The sequence below is a fragment of the Pseudomonas sp. AC169 genome (assembly GCF_979258515.1).
Genome location: NZ_OZ409866.1, coordinates 2494335 through 2509865 on the forward strand (window position 1 = coordinate 2494335; position 15531 = coordinate 2509865).

The following is a 15531-nucleotide window of genomic DNA, read 5'->3' on the forward strand; positions in this document are numbered from 1 at the left end:
GATGAAAGTTGCCGTCAAAAAAACAAAAGATCGCAGCCTTCGGCAGCTCCTACATTGATCCGTGCAGGAGCTGCCGAAGGCTGCGATCTTTTGATCTCAATCATCCAGCGCTTTGGCGGCTTTCGGCGACAGGCGCAAGCTACGCAGACTGCGCTTCACGCTCTTGAGGTGATTGACCAGGCTCGGCCCACGCGCCATCGCCACGCCCATCGCCAACACATCAATCACCACCAGATGCGCGATTCGCGAAGTCAGCGGCGTGTAGATTTCCGTGTCCTCATGCACATCGATCGCCAGATTGACGGTCGACAATTCGGCCAGCGGCGTCTGGCTCGGGCACAAGGTAATCAACGACGCCCCGCTCTCACGCACCAGATTGGCGGTGATCAGCAAATCCTTGGAACGCCCCGACTGCGAAATGCAGATCGCCACATCGGTTGGCTTCAATGTCACCGCCGACATCGCCTGCATGTGCGGATCGGAATACGCCGCCGCCGTCAGCAGCAAACGAAAGAATTTGTGCTGCGCATCCGCCGCCACTGCACCCGAGGCACCGAAGCCATAGAACTCGACCCGCTGCGCCTGCGACATCAACGTCACCGCGCGCTGCAACTCAATCGGATCGAGCTTCTCGCGAACCTCCATCAACGTATGCAACGTGGTGTCGAAAATCTTCAGGCTGTAATCGGCAACCGAGTCGTCTTCGTGAATCGCGAACTGGCCGAAGCTGGCACCGGCGGCCAGGCTTTGCGCCAGTTTGAGCTTGAGATCTTGAAAACCGGAACAACCGATGGCGCGACAGAAGCGCACGATGGTCGGCTCGCTGATGCCGACACTGTGGGCCAGGTCAGCCATGGAACTGTGCATCACTGCCGCAGGGTCAAGCAGCACGTGGTCGGCGACCTTGAGCTCCGACTTGCGTAACAGGTGACGTGACTGGGCGATGTGTTGCAGCAGATTCAAGGGGCTGGACTCTTCTTATGGGCAAGGATGTAGCACGCTTGTAGTTATACTACATGAATTGGCTTTTTGCCTGCTCAATGCGTAACTCGATGTCCCCATATCAGGCGCGATAAGGTGCATGTAGCCCTTAAAACGGTTTTTCCTGTTCGCGCAAAAGCCCCGCCAGACCGCCCGCCTCCACCGGCCGGCTGATCAGATAACCCTGCACCTCATCGCAACGCTCGGCGCGTAAAAAGTCCAGCTGATCCTGCCGTTCAACGCCCTCGGCAACCACTTTCAGTGACAACCCATGAGCCATGGCGATGATCGCGCGGGTGATCGCCGCATCTTCACTGCCCTCGCCCAGGCCGCGAATAAACGCCTGATCGATCTTCACGTAATCCACCGGAATACGCTTGAGATAACTCAGCGACGAATAGCCGGTACCGAAGTCGTCGATAGCCAGTTTCACCCCCAGATCGCGCAGCTGCTGGAAGGTCGCGATGATGTGTTCGACGCTGTCGAGCAACTGGCTTTCGGTCAGTTCCAGCTCGAGGTAGTGCGGCGCCAGTCCGGTTTCCTCCAGCACCTGGCGCACCAGACTGACCAGTTTGCCTTGGCGCAACTGATGCACCGACAGGTTCACCGACACGCGGATCGGCTCAAGCCCCTGACGTTGCCATTCGCAGGCCTGCCAACATGCCTGACGCAGGACAAATTCGCCGATCGGGCCGATCAGGCCGGTTTCTTCAGCCAGCCCGATGAAATCCCCCGGCGGCACCCGCCCCATGGTCGGATGATCCCAGCGCACCAGCGCTTCCGCCGCATTCAGCCGCCCGGTATCAAGGCACAGCTTGGGCTGATAGAAAACTTTGAGCTGCTTTTCTTCGATGGCTTTACGCAACTGATTTTCCAGCTGCAAGCGCTCAAGGGTGCTGGCCTGCAGGCTGTCGGTGTAGAACTGGAAATTGTTACCGCCCAGGTGCTTGGCGTGTTGCATGGCCATGTTCGACTGACTGACCAGCGCAGAAATCTCCCGGGCATTGTCCGGCAGCATGCTGATGCCCATGGAAGCGCTGACCACCAGTTCGTGCCCTTCGACGGTCAGCGGCAAACGCAGTTTGGTCGACAACCGTGTGGCAACCCGGGCGAGGCTCGACAGGTTGCCGTAGGCGTCAAACAGCACTGCGAACTCATCACCGGACAAGCGGGCGATGGTGTCGGCCTCCGGCAAGGCGTTGACCAAGCGGCGCGCGATTTTCTGCAACAGCTGGTCGGCAATCTCATGGCCCAGACTGTCGTTGAGCAATTTGAAACGATCCAGATTGACGTGCAGCAGGGCCAGACTGCGCCGCCCGCCCTGGCGCACGCGTTGATGCGCTTCGTGCAGACGCTCGCGGAACAGCGAGCGGTTGGCCAACCCGGTGAGCTCGTCGTAATGGGTCAAGTAACGCATGCGCTCTTCGGATTCACGGCGTGCCGACAGATCGGCGAAGAAGCCGACGATATGACTGACATTTCCCCGACCATCACGCACCGCATTCAGTTGCAGCCACTGCGGGTACAACTCGCCGTTCTTGCGCGTCTCCACCAGTTCGCCCTGCCAACTGCCATGCTGCTCCAGTGCATGACGGATCGCCACGTAATGACGGCGGGCGTCGCGGCTGCATGGCAGCTCGACGACGTTGCGCCCGAGCATGTCTTCGATGTCGTAACCGGTGACGCGGCTGAACGCCTGATTGATCGCGATCAGCGCGTAGTTCGGGTCGAGAATAACGATGCCTTCACTGGCCGCTTCGAACACGGTCGCCGCCAGGCGCTGCTGTTCTTCGAGGCGCTTGCTGGCACTGATGTCGCGACGCGTGCCGACCATGCGGATCACACGTCCGCTGTCGCTGCGTTCTACCGCGCGACCCCGGTCTTCGATCCAGACCCAATGGCCGTCGCCATGCCGCACGCGGTATTCGATCTGATAGTCCTCGGTGCGTCCCTTCAAATGCTCGATCAACGCGTATTTCAACGTCGGCACATCGTCGGGATGCAGGCGTGGCTTGAGGTCACGGAGAAGCGCCGTGACGTATTCCGGAGCGAGGCCGAACAGTTCCTGAATCTGCGTGTGATGGACTTCGTCGGTTTGCAGGTTCCAGTCCCATAACCCCAGCTCACTGGCCTTCAACGCCAGCGCCAGCCGCGCTTCGCTTTTGCTCAGAGCCTGATTCGCCGCGTCCAGTTCGCGGCTACGCTGGGCAACGCGGTCCTCAAGTTCCAGCTGAGCTTCGCGCAGCTTCCCTTCGGCGCAGCGGCGATGCTCGATTTCTTTGGCCAGCTCCTGATTGAGCTGCTCGCTGCGTAATTGCGTCTGCTGCAGGTGTTCGATCAAGTGCTGATTCTGAAAGCGCCGCAGCAAGCCGCGATCAATCAGCCGATTGACCTGCCACGCCACCACGCTCAGCGAGCCGAGCAGGATCAACCCGAGCCAGCCCCAGCCGCGCGCCTGCTCGTCGCCACCCCAGAATAGATAGCCGATCGCCGGCAATAGGCAGGGCAAGGTGAAGGACAGGAACGCCGGCAGGCTCACCGCATAGGCAACGCTGGCCGACAGCGTCGCCGCACCGATCAGGCCGAACACCCAGGCCTGCTGCATGAAATTGTCGGCGGGCACGAGGGCGATGCCGGCGCCGGCCAGGGTCAGGCCGGTCATGGTCGAGCCGAGCAGAAACATCCGCCGCCAGATCGGATGCGCCTGACGGTCAGGGATCGCCGAATCAAACGCCGCCACCTGAATCACCCGCAGCGCCACCAGTGACAGCAACCACACCAGCCAGACGCTGACCACGAAATAACGCTGCGGGCTCCAGAGCAAACCGGCGCAGACCAGACCATTGATCAACATGAACAGCGTGGGCAACAACGAGCCCTGATACAGCAGACGCGTGCGCTCCACCGCCATTTCGACGGCATAGTGCTTGCGGATAACCCGGGGTTCCACAGAGGGGCCCGACAGTTCGGAGCTGAGGGTCATGGGCAACGTTCTTGTTCTTATAAGGAGGGCGTGCGCCCGAAACGTGCACGGAGCATACACAAGCCGATCCCGTTGCCAAACTGCTCCAGATCATAATTTCACTGAAACTTTTCCGTCCTTTGCCATCGGCCAAACCTTGGGAACGCGGCGGGCCGATGCCTGTAGCCAGTGACCGACCGGTCGTCATCGACAGGAGTTTCATCGGCTAATGCAAAGCTCGGTTTGCCCGGGCCTGCGGCGCACCCTAGAATGCCCCGATGCGCGATGATCTCTCCCTTCTGCTGAATTCCCTCAACGATGCCCAACGTCAGGCCGTAGCAGCCCCCGTTGGTCGTCAGTTGGTCCTGGCCGGCGCCGGTTCCGGTAAAACCCGAGTGCTGGTGCACCGTATCGCCTGGTTGATCCAGGTCGAGAACGCCTCACCCCACTCCATTCTGTCGGTGACCTTCACCAACAAGGCCGCTGCCGAGATGCGTCATCGCATCGAGCAGTTGCTGGGCATCAACCCGGCCGGCATGTGGGTCGGCACCTTCCACGGCCTGGCGCACCGCTTGTTGCGGGCGCACTGGCAGGAAGCGGGCTTGAGCCAAACCTTCCAGATTCTCGACAGCGACGACCAGCAACGCCTGGTCAAGCGGGTGATCCGCGAGCTGGGTCTGGACGAGCAGCGCTGGCCGGCCCGTCAGGCGCAGTGGTTCATCAACGGCCAGAAAGACGAAGGTCTGCGTCCGCAACACATTCAGGCCAGCGGCGATTTGTACCTGGCGACCATGCGCGGCATTTACGAAGCCTACGAGGCGGCGTGCCTGCGTGCCGGGGTTATCGACTTCTCCGAATTGCTTCTGCGCGCCCTCGACTTGTGGCGCGATCATCCGGGCCTGTTGGCGCACTACCAGAAGCGTTTCCGCCACATTCTGGTGGACGAGTTCCAGGACACCAACGCCGTGCAGTACGCCTGGTTGCGCCTGCTCGGCAAGGGCGGCGACAGCCTGATGGTGGTCGGCGACGACGACCAGTCGATTTACGGCTGGCGTGGCGCGAAGATCGAGAACATTCATCAGTACTCCTCCGACTTCCCGGACTCCGAGACCATTCGTCTGGAGCAGAATTACCGCTCCACCGCCGGCATCCTCAAGGCCGCTAACGCCCTGATCGCCAATAACACCGGGCGTCTGGGTAAAGAGCTGTGGACCGATGGCGGCGACGGCGAAGCGATCAATCTGTACGCCGCGTTCAACGAACACGACGAAGCACGCTACGTTGTCGAAACCATCGAAAGTGCGCTGAAAACCGGCCTGGCTCGCAGCGATATCGCGATTCTGTACCGCTCCAACGCCCAATCGCGCGTTCTGGAAGAAGCCTTGCTGCGCGAGCGCATTCCGTACCGCATCTACGGCGGTCAGCGCTTCTTCGAACGGGCGGAAATCAAGAACGCCATGGCCTACCTGCGTTTGCTCGAAGGTCGTGGCAACGATGCAGCGCTGGAGCGGGTGATCAACGTGCCGGCCCGTGGCATCGGCGAAAAAACCGTCGAGGCTATCCGCGATCACGCGCGCCACAGCGATGTGTCGATGTGGGAAGCGATGCGCCAGCTGGTCGCCAATAAAGGCCTGACCGGTCGCGCTGCCGGTGCATTGGGTGCGTTTATCGAGTTGATCGAGAACCTCGCCGCCAAGTGCATGGAGATGCCGTTGCACTTGATGACGCAAACCGTCATCGAGCAATCCGGCCTGATCGCTTATCACGAAGCGGAAAAAGGCGAGAAAGGCCAGGCCCGGGTAGAAAACCTTGAAGAACTGGTCAGCGCCGCGCGCAACTTCGAGAACACTGAAGAAGACGAAGAACTGACGCCACTGGCGGCGTTCCTCGGCCATGCTTCGCTGGAGGCCGGCGACACTCAGGCCGACGAGCACGAAGACAGCATTCAGTTGATGACCCTGCACAGCGCCAAAGGCCTGGAATTCCCTTACGTGTTCCTCGTCGGCATGGAAGAAGGTCTGTTCCCGCACAAGATGAGCCTGGAAGAACCGGGGCGTCTTGAGGAAGAGCGGCGCTTGGCTTACGTAGGCATTACCCGGGCGATGCAGAATCTGGTGATGACCTACGCTGAGACCCGACGCCTGTACGGCAGCGAGACCTACAACAAGGTCTCGCGTTTCGTGCGCGAAGTGCCGAAAGGTCTGATTCAGGAAGTGCGTTTGTCGAACAGCGTCAGCCGACCGTTCGGCGGCAACCAGTCGATGAGCGGCAGCAACCTGTTCAGCGGCAGCGAGATTCCGGAAACGGGTTTCAGCCTCGGTCAGGCGGTGCGCCATTCGATCTTTGGCGACGGCGTGATCCTCAACTTCGAAGGTGCCGGCGCACAGGCCCGGGTGCAAGTGAACTTCAGCGAAGGCAGCAAGTGGTTAATGCTCGGTTACGCCAAGCTGGAAGCTATTTAAAGCCTGTCTTGCTTTTCTGTAGGAGTGAGCCTGCTCGCGATATCGGTCTGTCATTCATTGAGTTTGTTGGCTGACACTCCGACTTCGCGAGCAGGCTCGCTCCCACAGGGTTCGCTGTTCTGACCAATAATCCCGCGGAACCAATCCCCTTTTCCTACAGCCAAAAGTACATCCGCTGATTGCCTCGCGAAGCTGAACGCAACCTGTCAGGCAAAAGCCCGAAACACTCTCTCGCTAGCCAGTAACACTTCAGCTGTGCAACATGGCGCGCGTGTCTCCACAAACGGGAATTCCCTTTATGAAACGTTTTCTTAGCATCGCCATGGCGTTGTGCATCGGCCTGACGATGAGCCTCGACGCCAACGCCAAGCGCTTTGGTGGTGGCAAAAGCGCCGGCGCTGCGCCGACGCACCAGACCAGCCAGATGGCTCCTTCCTCTCCAGGCGTGGGTGGCGCAGCAGCGACCGCTGGTGCTGCCGGTGCCGCGGGCGCTGCGGCCAAGGCCGGCGGTGCTTCGAAATGGCTCGGCCCTCTGGCCGGTATCGCCGCCGGTGGCCTGCTCGCATCCATGTTCATGGGCGGCGGCTTCCAGGGCATGCAGATCTTCGACATCCTGATCATGGCCGTGATCGCGTTCGTGATCTTCCGCTTCATCGCCGCACGTCGACGCAAACAGCAGGAGCAATTCGCTCCGGCCGGCGCGCCGATGCAGCGTGAAGTGTTCGAGCAGAAGCCTGCTGCAATGGGTTCGATCTTCGGTGGTTCGGCTGCGCCTGCCGCCGCCCGTCCGGTGATCAACGCGCCGGCCTGGTTCAACGAACAGAACTTCCTTGAAGCTGCACGCAGCCACTTCCAGTCGCTGCAGCAGCACTGGGATGCCAACGAAATGGACAAGATCGCCGAGTTCGTGACCCCGCAAATGCTCGAGTTCCTCAAGCGTGAGCGTGCGGATCTGGGCGACGCGTTCCAATCGACCTACATCGACAACCTCCAGGTACAACTGGATGGCGTCGATGACCGTGCCGACAAGACCATCGCCACCCTGACTTTCAGCGGTGTGTCGAAGTCCTCGCGTTTCGATCAGGGCGAAGTGTTCAGCGAAAGCTGGAACATGGAACGTCCGCAGGGCGAAAACCAGCCTTGGCTGGTTGCCGGTATCCGCCAGAACGGCTGATCCCCCCGCGCTTCACTTGCTGTAATAAAAACCCCAGCCTCGGCTGGGGTTTTCTATTTCGCGGTTGCATCTATAGCGAGCTACTGTATAAACCGGCCCATATAAACCGCGCCATTCAAGCAAGAGGATCCCGGACGTGGAAGAAATCATCGAACAACTGCGTGAAGCCAACGAACCCGTGCCGGTTCCTTTGGAATTGCCTGACGAAGACCAACTGGTCGAAGTCGAAGAAGAACTGTTCATCAACATTCCGTTCGTCTTCAAAGAATTTTTGCTGACCGTCAGCGACGTGGTGTACGGCAGCCTGGAGCCGGTGACCGTCACCGACCCGCAATCGCACACCTATCTGCCGGATGTCGCAGCCAATGCGTGGGACATCGGTGTACCGCGTGATCTGATCCCGATCTGCCAGGACGGCGACAACTACTACTGCGTCGAAGAAGACGGCACCGTGGTGCTGTGGTCCGGCGAAGAAGAGCTGATCACCGAAGAGTCCTGGGAATCGGTGTGGCACTGGGCGCGGGACGTCTGGCTGGAAAGCTGATTGGCCAAACGCCCCGGCGGGTCAATGCCCCGACGACTCCTTGTGGTTGTCGAGGGTTTCCAGCAGCGCCACCTGCATCCGCGTGTGCACACGGATGAACCAGCGCCAGAGCAGCGCCGCTACCGCAGCGGCGACTACGGCGATCAGCACCAGCAACTTGTTGGTCGGCAGAATACTGGCCGACAAGGCTGCCAACAGCAGGAAAATCACCAGCAGCGAGAGAATCGGGATCACCTCGGAGATCACCCGGCGCACTCGCTGCGTGTGCCGCCCGGCCATCTCCGGCTTCACGCCCATCTCCGCCAGCAGCATCGACAGCGCCTTGAGCTTGCGGTAAGCGGCAATCAGGAACGGCAACGACACCAGCAGCGCCCCGCCCCAGATCAACGCTTTCTGCCAACTCGGATCACTGATCCAGTCTTGCAGCGACAACGAGATGCGTTCGGCGAAATACGCCCCGGCGAAGAAGATCGCGATGACCAGCGCCAGATTGACGCCGACCTGGAGCAAAATCTTGCGGATAATCGACGCCAGCATCGCGCCCTCGCCTTGCGGCTGAATGCTGCGCAGCCATTCGCCATACATGCCCAGCACGCGACCGAGAGGCTTGGGCACCGCCGCAGACAACTTGATCGACAGCGGATCTGCCGCACGAATCAGATAGGGCGTCAGCAGCGTGGTAATCACCGACACGGCCACGGCGACCGGATAAAGGAAGTTACTGGTGACCTGCAAGGTCATGCCCAGCGCGGCGATGATGAAGGAAAATTCGCCAATCTGTGACAGCCCCATCCCCACACGCAGTGAGGTGCGTCCGTCATTACCGGCGATAAAGGCACCGAGGCCGCAGGACAACATCTTGCCGAGCACCACGGCGACGGTGATCACCGCAATCGGCCACGCATATTCCAGAAGGATCATAGGGTCGAGCATCAGGCCGATGGCAACGAAGAAGATCGCACTGAACAGATCGCGAACCGGCTCGATCAACCGTTCGATCTTCAGCAATTGCCGCGACTCGGCCATGATCGCGCCGATCAGGAAGGCGCCGAGCACCATGCTGTATTCAAGCTTGACCACCAGCAGGCAGAAGCCGAAACACAGGCCCAGCACGGTGATCAGCAGCATCTCGTTGCTTTCGAACTTGGCCACGTAGGCCAACAATCTCGGCACCAACAGGATGCCGATAACCAGCGCAACGATCATGAATAGCGACAATTTGCCGACCGTTGAAAACACTTCGCCGGAGCTGACCGTGCCGCTGACGGCGATGCTGGATAACAGCGCGATGATGCCGATGCCGAGGATGTCTTCGACGATCAGCACACCGAAGATCAACTGCGCAAAGCGCTCGTTTTTCATCTTCAGATCGTTGAGCGCCTTGACGATGATGGTGGTCGAGGAGATCGCCAGAATCGCGCCGAGGAACAGCGAATCCATGGTGTTCCAGTCGAACCAGCGGCCGATTTCGTAGCCGATCCAGATCATCAGGACAATTTCGAGGAACGCCGCGATAAACGCTGTGGCGCCGACCTTGAACAGCTTGCGCAGGCTGAACTCCAGCCCGAGGCAGAACATCAGGAAAATCACCCCGAGTTCGGCGAGGGTCTTGATGGTTTCCTCATCATGGATCAGGCCGAACGGTGGCGTATGCGGGCCAATGATGAAACCGGCGACGATGTAGCCAAGCACCACCGGTTGTTTGAAGCGATGGAACAGCACGGTCACCACGCCTGCGACCAACATGATCACTGCCAGGTCCTGAATAAAACTGATGGCATGCATGGCGTGGGCTCCTTGAATGACGAGGCTCGCGGGCAGACGTCAGAAAAGTCTGGGCGAGCTAGGTAAAAATCCGCTTTTGGTGTGGGAATTGCCCTTGAGGCGGGCTTTTGCAGGGTAACACCGCGACTTCCGCCTGGAAGGCGGTGCAATATATGGAAACAGATCGATACCGGCGTGACGGCGGCCAGTCGCCCGGCGTCCCGATAACGGTGCTTTTGAAAAGCGACCAGGCACCCGCAGAGGTGCTTCCAGCAACCAGCCTTGATCCGTGAGAACGTTATGGAACCCGGAAACGCCCAGCTGTCGATGACGGTACTGATGACCCCCGACATGGCCAACTTCTCTGGCAATGTCCACGGCGGCACCCTGCTCAAATACCTCGACGAAGTGGCCTACGCCTGCGCGAGCCGTTATGCCGGCCGCTACGTGGTGACCCTGTCGGTGGATCAAGTGATTTTCCGCGAGCCGATTCATGTCGGCGAACTGGTGACCTTCCTCGCGTCGGTCAACTACACCGGCAATACCTCGATGGAAGTCGGCATCAAAGTCGTCACCGAAAACATTCGCGAGCGCTCGGTGCGCCACACCAACAGCTGCTTCTTCACCATGGTCGCGGTGGATGACCAGCGTAAACCGGCACCCGTGCCGCCGCTGCAACCGCAGAACAGCGAAGACAAGCGTCGTTATATGCAGGCGCAGCAGCGTCGGCAGATTCGTCAGGAACTGGAGAAGCGCTATCAGGAGATCAAGGGCGACGCCTGAGATTTATAGCGATCAGATGACCGCTTTCGCGAGCAAGCTCGCTCCCACATTGGTTCTGCGGCGTACACAAAACTAAATGTGGGAGCGAGCTTGCTCGCGAATGGCTACAACGCAGCCTTACAAACTGATCGCAGTGGCCTCAAATTTCACCCGCGGATGCGCAATCCGGTCCTGCGCCCGCACCAGTTGCAGCTCATAACTGGCGCACGCCTGCGTTTCCAGCAACACCTCATGCACCGCCGCCGCCGTGAATTCGAACGCCGCCACCAGACTGTCGCCCAGCAGCACCCGCGCCAGGAACAGGCCAGACGTCAGGTCGCCCACGCCCACCGGCTGACGCGGAAACGCCAGCAACGGACGGCGCAAGTGCCAGCTGCCCTCAGCCGTCACCAGCAACATCTCAAAGCCATCAGCCGGTTTGCCCGGATAATCCAGATGTTTGACCAGCACCGCTTTCGGTCCGCGCGCCAGTAATGCCCGCGCCATCGCCAGGCAATCGAACAACGACTGCGGCTTGCGCCCGGAGAAGCTGTCCAGCTCCAACTGGTTGGGACACATGATATCCGCCACGGCTGCTGCTTCCTCCAGGAGGAAATCGCTGACTTCGGTCGGCACGCTGCAGCCCTTCTCCGGATGGCCCATCACCGGATCACACAGATACAACGCCTTTGGATTCACCGACTTGATGCGCTCGACACCGCTAAGAATCGCCCGGCCCTGCGCCGCGCTGCCGAGGTAACCGGACAGCACTGCATCGCAGTTGCCCAGTTCGCCAATCGCCGCGATGCCTTCGACCAGCTCAGGAATCTGCTGCGGCGCCAGCACTTCGCCAGCCCACTGACCGTATTGGGTGTGGTTGGAAAACTGCACGGTGTTGAGCGGCCAGACATTGACCCCGACCCGCTGCATCGGAAAAACCGCAGCGCTGTTGCCGGCGTGGCCGAACACGACGTGGGACTGAATGGCGAGCAGATGAGGCGTACGTTTCATTCGGGTCATTCCGTAAAACGATTGAAATTCAAGCCGCGCAGTATGCGACGAAACGCAGCCTGTACGACAGGCCGGCGACGCAGTTAAGCTGACGCTATCTTTTGGAGTTCGATGTTGATGCTGACCCTGGAAAACATCTTCGTGCTGATCCTGTTCGCCGCTGCCGGCGCGTGGCTATGGCACAACCACGGCTTGCGCGAGCGGGCGCTGGAGCGGGTCAAACAGCATTGTCTGAATGTGCGGGTCGAGCTGCTCGACGGCAACGTTGCACTGAAGAAGATCGCTTTCATCAAAGACGCCAACGGTCGCCGGCGACTGGCGCGGGTGTACAACTTTGAATTTACCGTGACTGGCGAAACCCGCCATAACGGCACCATCACCCAGTTTGGCGCGCACAGTGCGCAGATCGAACTGGCGCCCTACCCGGCACCGTTCGACGACACGCCGCCGGTGGTTGAAGTGCATAAGCCGCGCGCCGAAGTCATTGAGTTGAGTCAGTGGCGGCAGGAACATACGAAGTGGAAGCCTTGAGCTGACTCACTCAGTCCGGCATCGCGCCAGACTCGTCTGCAATTGCTCAATATTTTGCGGATCGACGAAGATCAGTTCGATTCGCGAATCTTTCCGCCAGTCGCTGGCCTGCCAAATCAGCTTGGCATTATCCAAAGCATTCGCAGACACCCAGCCATCCGTGCTGTGGATAACCAGTTTCGCTCTTTTCCAATTAAGGCCAGTTAGCCAGTCGGCAATGCGTTGCTTATCGAACGTCTGACCCGGATGCCAACGCCAACCGATGCTCCAGCCACCTTCCTGCGCCTGATTCAGGCAAATCGGCAGCGTCGGATCGCTCCAGACGGCCGGCATTTGCGCCAATCCTTTGGGCACGGCCAAGTGGTCCACACCGTTGACGGCTTTTGCAGTCAAGCCCGGCAGTTCGTTCAGAGGTAAATGCGCCTGTTGCGTCCAGATCAGCGGGACTGGCGGCAATCGGCTGGCGATTTCTGCCCGGGCCTTTTCATCAAGGTTTTCTGCCTTGTTCAACAGCAACAAGCCAGCGCTTTCCAGCGCTTCTTGCTGCGCTGCCGGCAACGCTTTCCCCGCTTCTAGCGCCTGAGCATCCAGCACCAACACACACGGCTGCACCGCCAGCACCCCCAGCCACGGCGACTCATTCAACTGTTTAATCAACTGCGCCGGATGACCCAAACCGGATGGCTCGATGAACAGCCGGTCCGGCTTCGCCTTTCGCAGCAAACGCCCCAGGCCAATCTGAAACGGCGCGCCATTCACGCAACACAGGCAGCCCCCGGCCACTTCGCCCAGTGCGATACCATCGGCGTCACTGGTCAACAGGGCGGCGTCGAGACCGATTTGACCGAACTCGTTGATCAGTACCGCCCAGCGCTCACCTTCTGGCCGCTGGGCCATGAGCTGGCGAATCAGGCTGGTCTTGCCAGCGCCCAAAGGGCCAGCAATGACATGGGTAGGAATGTTCTGCAACATGGCGGAGAGCTTTCTTGGGAGATGCAAAGATGCGTTGGATGGGATGGTCGTTGCTGTTGACGCTGCTGTCGAGTGAAGCATGGGCCCAGGCCTGCGTGGTGCACAGTCAGGGCGAACGGCTTGATGTCAAAGTCTGCCAGCAGAACCGCAATATCCCGGAGAAACTGTTCAACGACGGTTTCTGCCAGCCAACACTGGCCGGGCAGAAAGTCGAGGTGCAGTACGTCGATCAGTGTCCACGCGGAGCATTTGGCGTGTGCAGCAACGCGCAAGTCGCCAATATGCTTTATCGCCAAGACATCCACTATTACGGCGTGGCCACTGACGCGGCTTATTTGAAGCCATATTGCGAAGGCCAGAGCCAGGGTTCATGGCTCAAGCCTTGAGGCGTTAGCCGAGCCAGTCGAGGGTCAATATCAACCGGCGCTCGCCAGGGGCCGGTTGTGGCGAGCGGTGAATCAAGCCGAAACCTTCATTGCCGTGCCATTTTTCACCTTTCAACAGCGCCACGTCGCCGCTGTTGAGCTGCTGGATGTGCACTTGGGGCTCGGCGTTGGCCTGCCCTACCTGACTGCGATCCATCGCACCTTCTTCAAGCCATTGGCTGCCGCCGCCCGCATAGGTCGTGATCAGGCGCACCGGTACGTGATCGACATGGAAACGTGGACACATGGCTTTATCGAGCACCCGCAGGCGCAGCCCCACGCGCTTTGCCCCCAGTAAGCAGGCGAACGCGCTGAGCAGCCATTTCAGGTCGGCGATAAAGCCCTCGTAGCCTTCCAGATCACGGAAGCCTGATGCCAGGCCGGTGAGATCAGGCTCGGCGTCCTCATCCGGCAACTCAAGGCACAACGATTCCGCCAAGGGTTCATTGAGCGACAGCAGCAAGTGAGCGAACTCGCTGATGTGCAACGGCAGTTGGCGTTGCCAGACGGCGAGGTTGGTGTCGTCGTCCAGAATGCGCGTCAGCGTTTTGGGGGTCGGGCCTTGGTGCTGATGACGCGTGCGGATTTGCATTTGTTTGAGGGCAAGCATCAGGCAGCCTCTTCGTGCCAAGGGCCGAATGGATCCGGCAGTAATCGCCAGCCCTCGACACCGAGGGCCATTTCATCATCGGTCAGCAGGCATTCATCCAGCTCGACCGAGAGCTGCAGGAAATCGATATTCTGGCCGATGAACACCAGTTCCTGACGGCAGTCTCCTACGCTCGGCGTCCAGTTTTCCATGATGGCCGCCGTACTTTCCTGATCCTGCGGCCACTGGTTTTTCGGCACAAAACGCCACCAGCGTCCGGCAAAACCATGGCGCATCAAACCACCGGCCTGCGACCAACTACCGGCGTCGGTGGGTTTGCTCGCGAGCCAGAAGAAGCCTTTGGAGCGCAGCAATTTACCGTTCAGCCAAGGACGATCGATAAAGCTGAAGAAGCGTTGCGGGTGAAAAGGCCGACGCGCGCGGTAAACGGTGGACGCGATGCCGTACTCGTCAGTTTCCGGCACGTGCTCACCGCGCAGCTCTTGCAGCCAGCCAGGTGCCTGCGCGGCTCGGTCGAAATCGAAGCGACCGGTATTGAGGATCTTCTCCAGCGGCACCTCGCCCATCACCATCGGGATGATTTCGGCTTGGCCGTTGAGACGCTGGAGGATCGCGATCAATTCCTCTCGCTCGCGCTGGCTGATCAAGTCGATTTTGCTGATCAACAACACGTCGGCGAACTCGATTTGCTCGATCAACAGATCAGTGATGGAGCGCTCGTCTTCCTCGCCCAGGATCTCGCCACGGGAGGCGAGGCTTTCGGCCGCCTGGTAGTCCGGCAGGAAGTTCACGCCGTCGACAACTGTGACCATGGTATCGAGACGCGCGATATCAGAGAGGCTCTGGCCGTGCTCATCGCGGAAGGTAAATGTCTCCGCCACGGGCAGCGGTTCGGAAATCCCGGTGGACTCGATCAGCAAATAATCGAAGCGACCGTCGCGGGCCAGCTTGCTGACCTCTTCCAGCAGGTCTTCGCGTAACGTACAGCAGATACAGCCGTTACTCATTTCGACTATCTTTTCTTCTGCACGGTTCAGGCTGACATCTCGCTGGACTTCGCTGCCATCAATATTGATCTCGCTCATATCATTGACGATAACAGCCACGCGCAAACCCTCTCGATTACGTAGTACGTAATTCAAAAGTGTACTTTTTCCGGCGCCGAGAAATCCTGAAAGTACGGTGACGGGCAATTGTTCTGACATTGGATAATCCTCTTCAAAAGACAGCCAATCGACGCTTTTGCTGCGCATGGCGTTTTCACGCTTCCCACGGTGATCCCATAGAAAACAAACGCTTTGAAATTGGCTTGCCCAGGCTTAATTCATATTAA

Annotated in this window: 13 protein-coding genes; 6 read left to right on the forward strand and 7 right to left on the reverse strand. The window is 59.5% G+C overall.

Annotated features, from left to right (window positions below; genetic code table 11):
- Positions 1-96: 96 nt before the first annotated feature.
- Positions 97-963, reverse strand: coding sequence for a transcriptional regulator HexR (gene hexR, locus ACZZ0G_RS11395; RefSeq protein WP_008078846.1), 867 nt, complete (start codon positions 961-963; stop codon positions 97-99).
- 127 nt (positions 964-1090) lie between these two features.
- Positions 1091-3964: a putative bifunctional diguanylate cyclase/phosphodiesterase gene (locus ACZZ0G_RS11400; RefSeq protein WP_463556192.1), complete on the reverse strand. Its 2874-nt coding sequence runs from the start codon at positions 3962-3964 to the stop codon at positions 1091-1093.
- A gap of 257 nt (positions 3965-4221) precedes the next feature.
- Here ACZZ0G_RS11400 and uvrD point away from each other — a divergent pair, with 257 nt between their 5' ends.
- The 3 genes from uvrD (at position 4222) to ACZZ0G_RS11415 (ending at position 8123) form a co-directional block, all read left to right on the forward strand.
- Positions 4222-6405: a DNA helicase II gene (gene uvrD, locus ACZZ0G_RS11405; protein WP_463556193.1), complete on the forward strand. Its 2184-nt coding sequence runs from the start codon at positions 4222-4224 to the stop codon at positions 6403-6405.
- A 298-nt stretch (positions 6406-6703) separates the two neighbouring features.
- Positions 6704-7579 (forward strand): Tim44 domain-containing protein, encoded by an 876-nt coding sequence (locus tag ACZZ0G_RS11410; protein ID WP_077575113.1) that lies wholly within the window; start codon positions 6704-6706, stop codon positions 7577-7579.
- 136 nt (positions 7580-7715) lie between these two features.
- Positions 7716-8123: an SMI1/KNR4 family protein gene (locus ACZZ0G_RS11415; protein WP_095113175.1), complete on the forward strand. Its 408-nt coding sequence runs from the start codon at positions 7716-7718 to the stop codon at positions 8121-8123.
- A 21-nt stretch (positions 8124-8144) separates the two neighbouring features.
- Here the strand turns inward: ACZZ0G_RS11415 and ACZZ0G_RS11420 are convergent, their stop codons facing one another.
- Positions 8145-9908: a cation:proton antiporter gene (locus ACZZ0G_RS11420; protein WP_038359446.1), complete on the reverse strand. Its 1764-nt coding sequence runs from the start codon at positions 9906-9908 to the stop codon at positions 8145-8147.
- A 279-nt stretch (positions 9909-10187) separates the two neighbouring features.
- On the opposite strand from ACZZ0G_RS11420, the gene ACZZ0G_RS11425 reads away from it, so the two are divergent.
- Positions 10188-10670 (forward strand): acyl-CoA thioesterase, encoded by a 483-nt coding sequence (locus ACZZ0G_RS11425; protein WP_041073853.1) that lies wholly within the window; start codon positions 10188-10190, stop codon positions 10668-10670.
- Positions 10671-10787: 117 nt separating this feature from the next.
- Here the strand turns inward: ACZZ0G_RS11425 and pdxY are convergent, their stop codons facing one another.
- A complete protein-coding gene (gene pdxY / locus ACZZ0G_RS11430) occupies positions 10788-11660 on the reverse strand; it encodes a pyridoxal kinase PdxY (protein WP_007912061.1) in 873 nt (290 codons plus the stop codon).
- Positions 11661-11777: 117 nt separating this feature from the next.
- On the opposite strand from pdxY, the gene ACZZ0G_RS11435 reads away from it, so the two are divergent.
- Entirely contained in the window at positions 11778-12191 is a 414-nt protein-coding gene (locus tag ACZZ0G_RS11435; protein ID WP_463558844.1) for a DUF3301 domain-containing protein, read from the forward strand.
- Positions 12192-12197: 6 nt separating this feature from the next.
- Here ACZZ0G_RS11435 and ACZZ0G_RS11440 read toward each other — a convergent pair whose 3' ends face one another.
- Entirely contained in the window at positions 12198-13163 is a 966-nt protein-coding gene (locus ACZZ0G_RS11440; protein ID WP_463556194.1) for a CobW family GTP-binding protein, read from the reverse strand.
- Between the two features lie 29 nt (positions 13164-13192).
- Here ACZZ0G_RS11440 and ACZZ0G_RS11445 point away from each other — a divergent pair, with 29 nt between their 5' ends.
- A complete protein-coding gene (locus tag ACZZ0G_RS11445; protein WP_463556195.1) occupies positions 13193-13549 on the forward strand; it encodes an NADH:ubiquinone oxidoreductase in 357 nt (118 codons plus the stop codon).
- 4 nt (positions 13550-13553) lie between these two features.
- Here ACZZ0G_RS11445 and ACZZ0G_RS11450 read toward each other — a convergent pair whose 3' ends face one another.
- A complete protein-coding gene (locus ACZZ0G_RS11450; RefSeq protein ID WP_463556196.1) occupies positions 13554-14198 on the reverse strand; it encodes a DUF1826 domain-containing protein in 645 nt (214 codons plus the stop codon).
- Positions 14198-15403 (reverse strand): zinc metallochaperone GTPase ZigA, encoded by a 1206-nt coding sequence (gene zigA / locus ACZZ0G_RS11455; protein ID WP_463556197.1) that lies wholly within the window; start codon positions 15401-15403, stop codon positions 14198-14200. The genes ACZZ0G_RS11450 and zigA overlap by 1 nt, the downstream gene beginning before the upstream one ends.
- Positions 15404-15531 lie beyond the last annotated feature (128 nt).

What these genes read in the sequence shown, in the direction of transcription:
- ACZZ0G_RS11445 (WP_463556195.1), top strand. Translation starts at nt 13,193, where the DNA reads ATGCGTTGGATGGGATGGTCGTTGCTGTTGACGCTGCTGTCGAGTGAA.
- ACZZ0G_RS11420 (WP_038359446.1), bottom strand. Translation starts at nt 9,908, where the DNA reads ATGCATGCCATCAGTTTTATTCAGGACCTGGCAGTGATCATGTTGGTC.
- ACZZ0G_RS11450 (WP_463556196.1), bottom strand. Translation starts at nt 14,198, where the DNA reads ATGCTTGCCCTCAAACAAATGCAAATCCGCACGCGTCATCAGCACCAA.
- ACZZ0G_RS11410 (WP_077575113.1), top strand. Translation starts at nt 6,704, where the DNA reads ATGAAACGTTTTCTTAGCATCGCCATGGCGTTGTGCATCGGCCTGACG.
- ACZZ0G_RS11400 (WP_463556192.1), bottom strand. Translation starts at nt 3,964, where the DNA reads ATGACCCTCAGCTCCGAACTGTCGGGCCCCTCTGTGGAACCCCGGGTT.
- ACZZ0G_RS11425 (WP_041073853.1), top strand. Translation starts at nt 10,188, where the DNA reads ATGGAACCCGGAAACGCCCAGCTGTCGATGACGGTACTGATGACCCCC.
- ACZZ0G_RS11440 (WP_463556194.1), bottom strand. Translation starts at nt 13,163, where the DNA reads ATGTTGCAGAACATTCCTACCCATGTCATTGCTGGCCCTTTGGGCGCT.
- pdxY (WP_007912061.1), bottom strand. Translation starts at nt 11,660, where the DNA reads ATGAAACGTACGCCTCATCTGCTCGCCATTCAGTCCCACGTCGTGTTC.
- uvrD (WP_463556193.1), top strand. Translation starts at nt 4,222, where the DNA reads ATGCGCGATGATCTCTCCCTTCTGCTGAATTCCCTCAACGATGCCCAA.
- zigA (WP_463556197.1), bottom strand. Translation starts at nt 15,403, where the DNA reads ATGTCAGAACAATTGCCCGTCACCGTACTTTCAGGATTTCTCGGCGCC.
- ACZZ0G_RS11435 (WP_463558844.1), top strand. Translation starts at nt 11,778, where the DNA reads ATGCTGACCCTGGAAAACATCTTCGTGCTGATCCTGTTCGCCGCTGCC.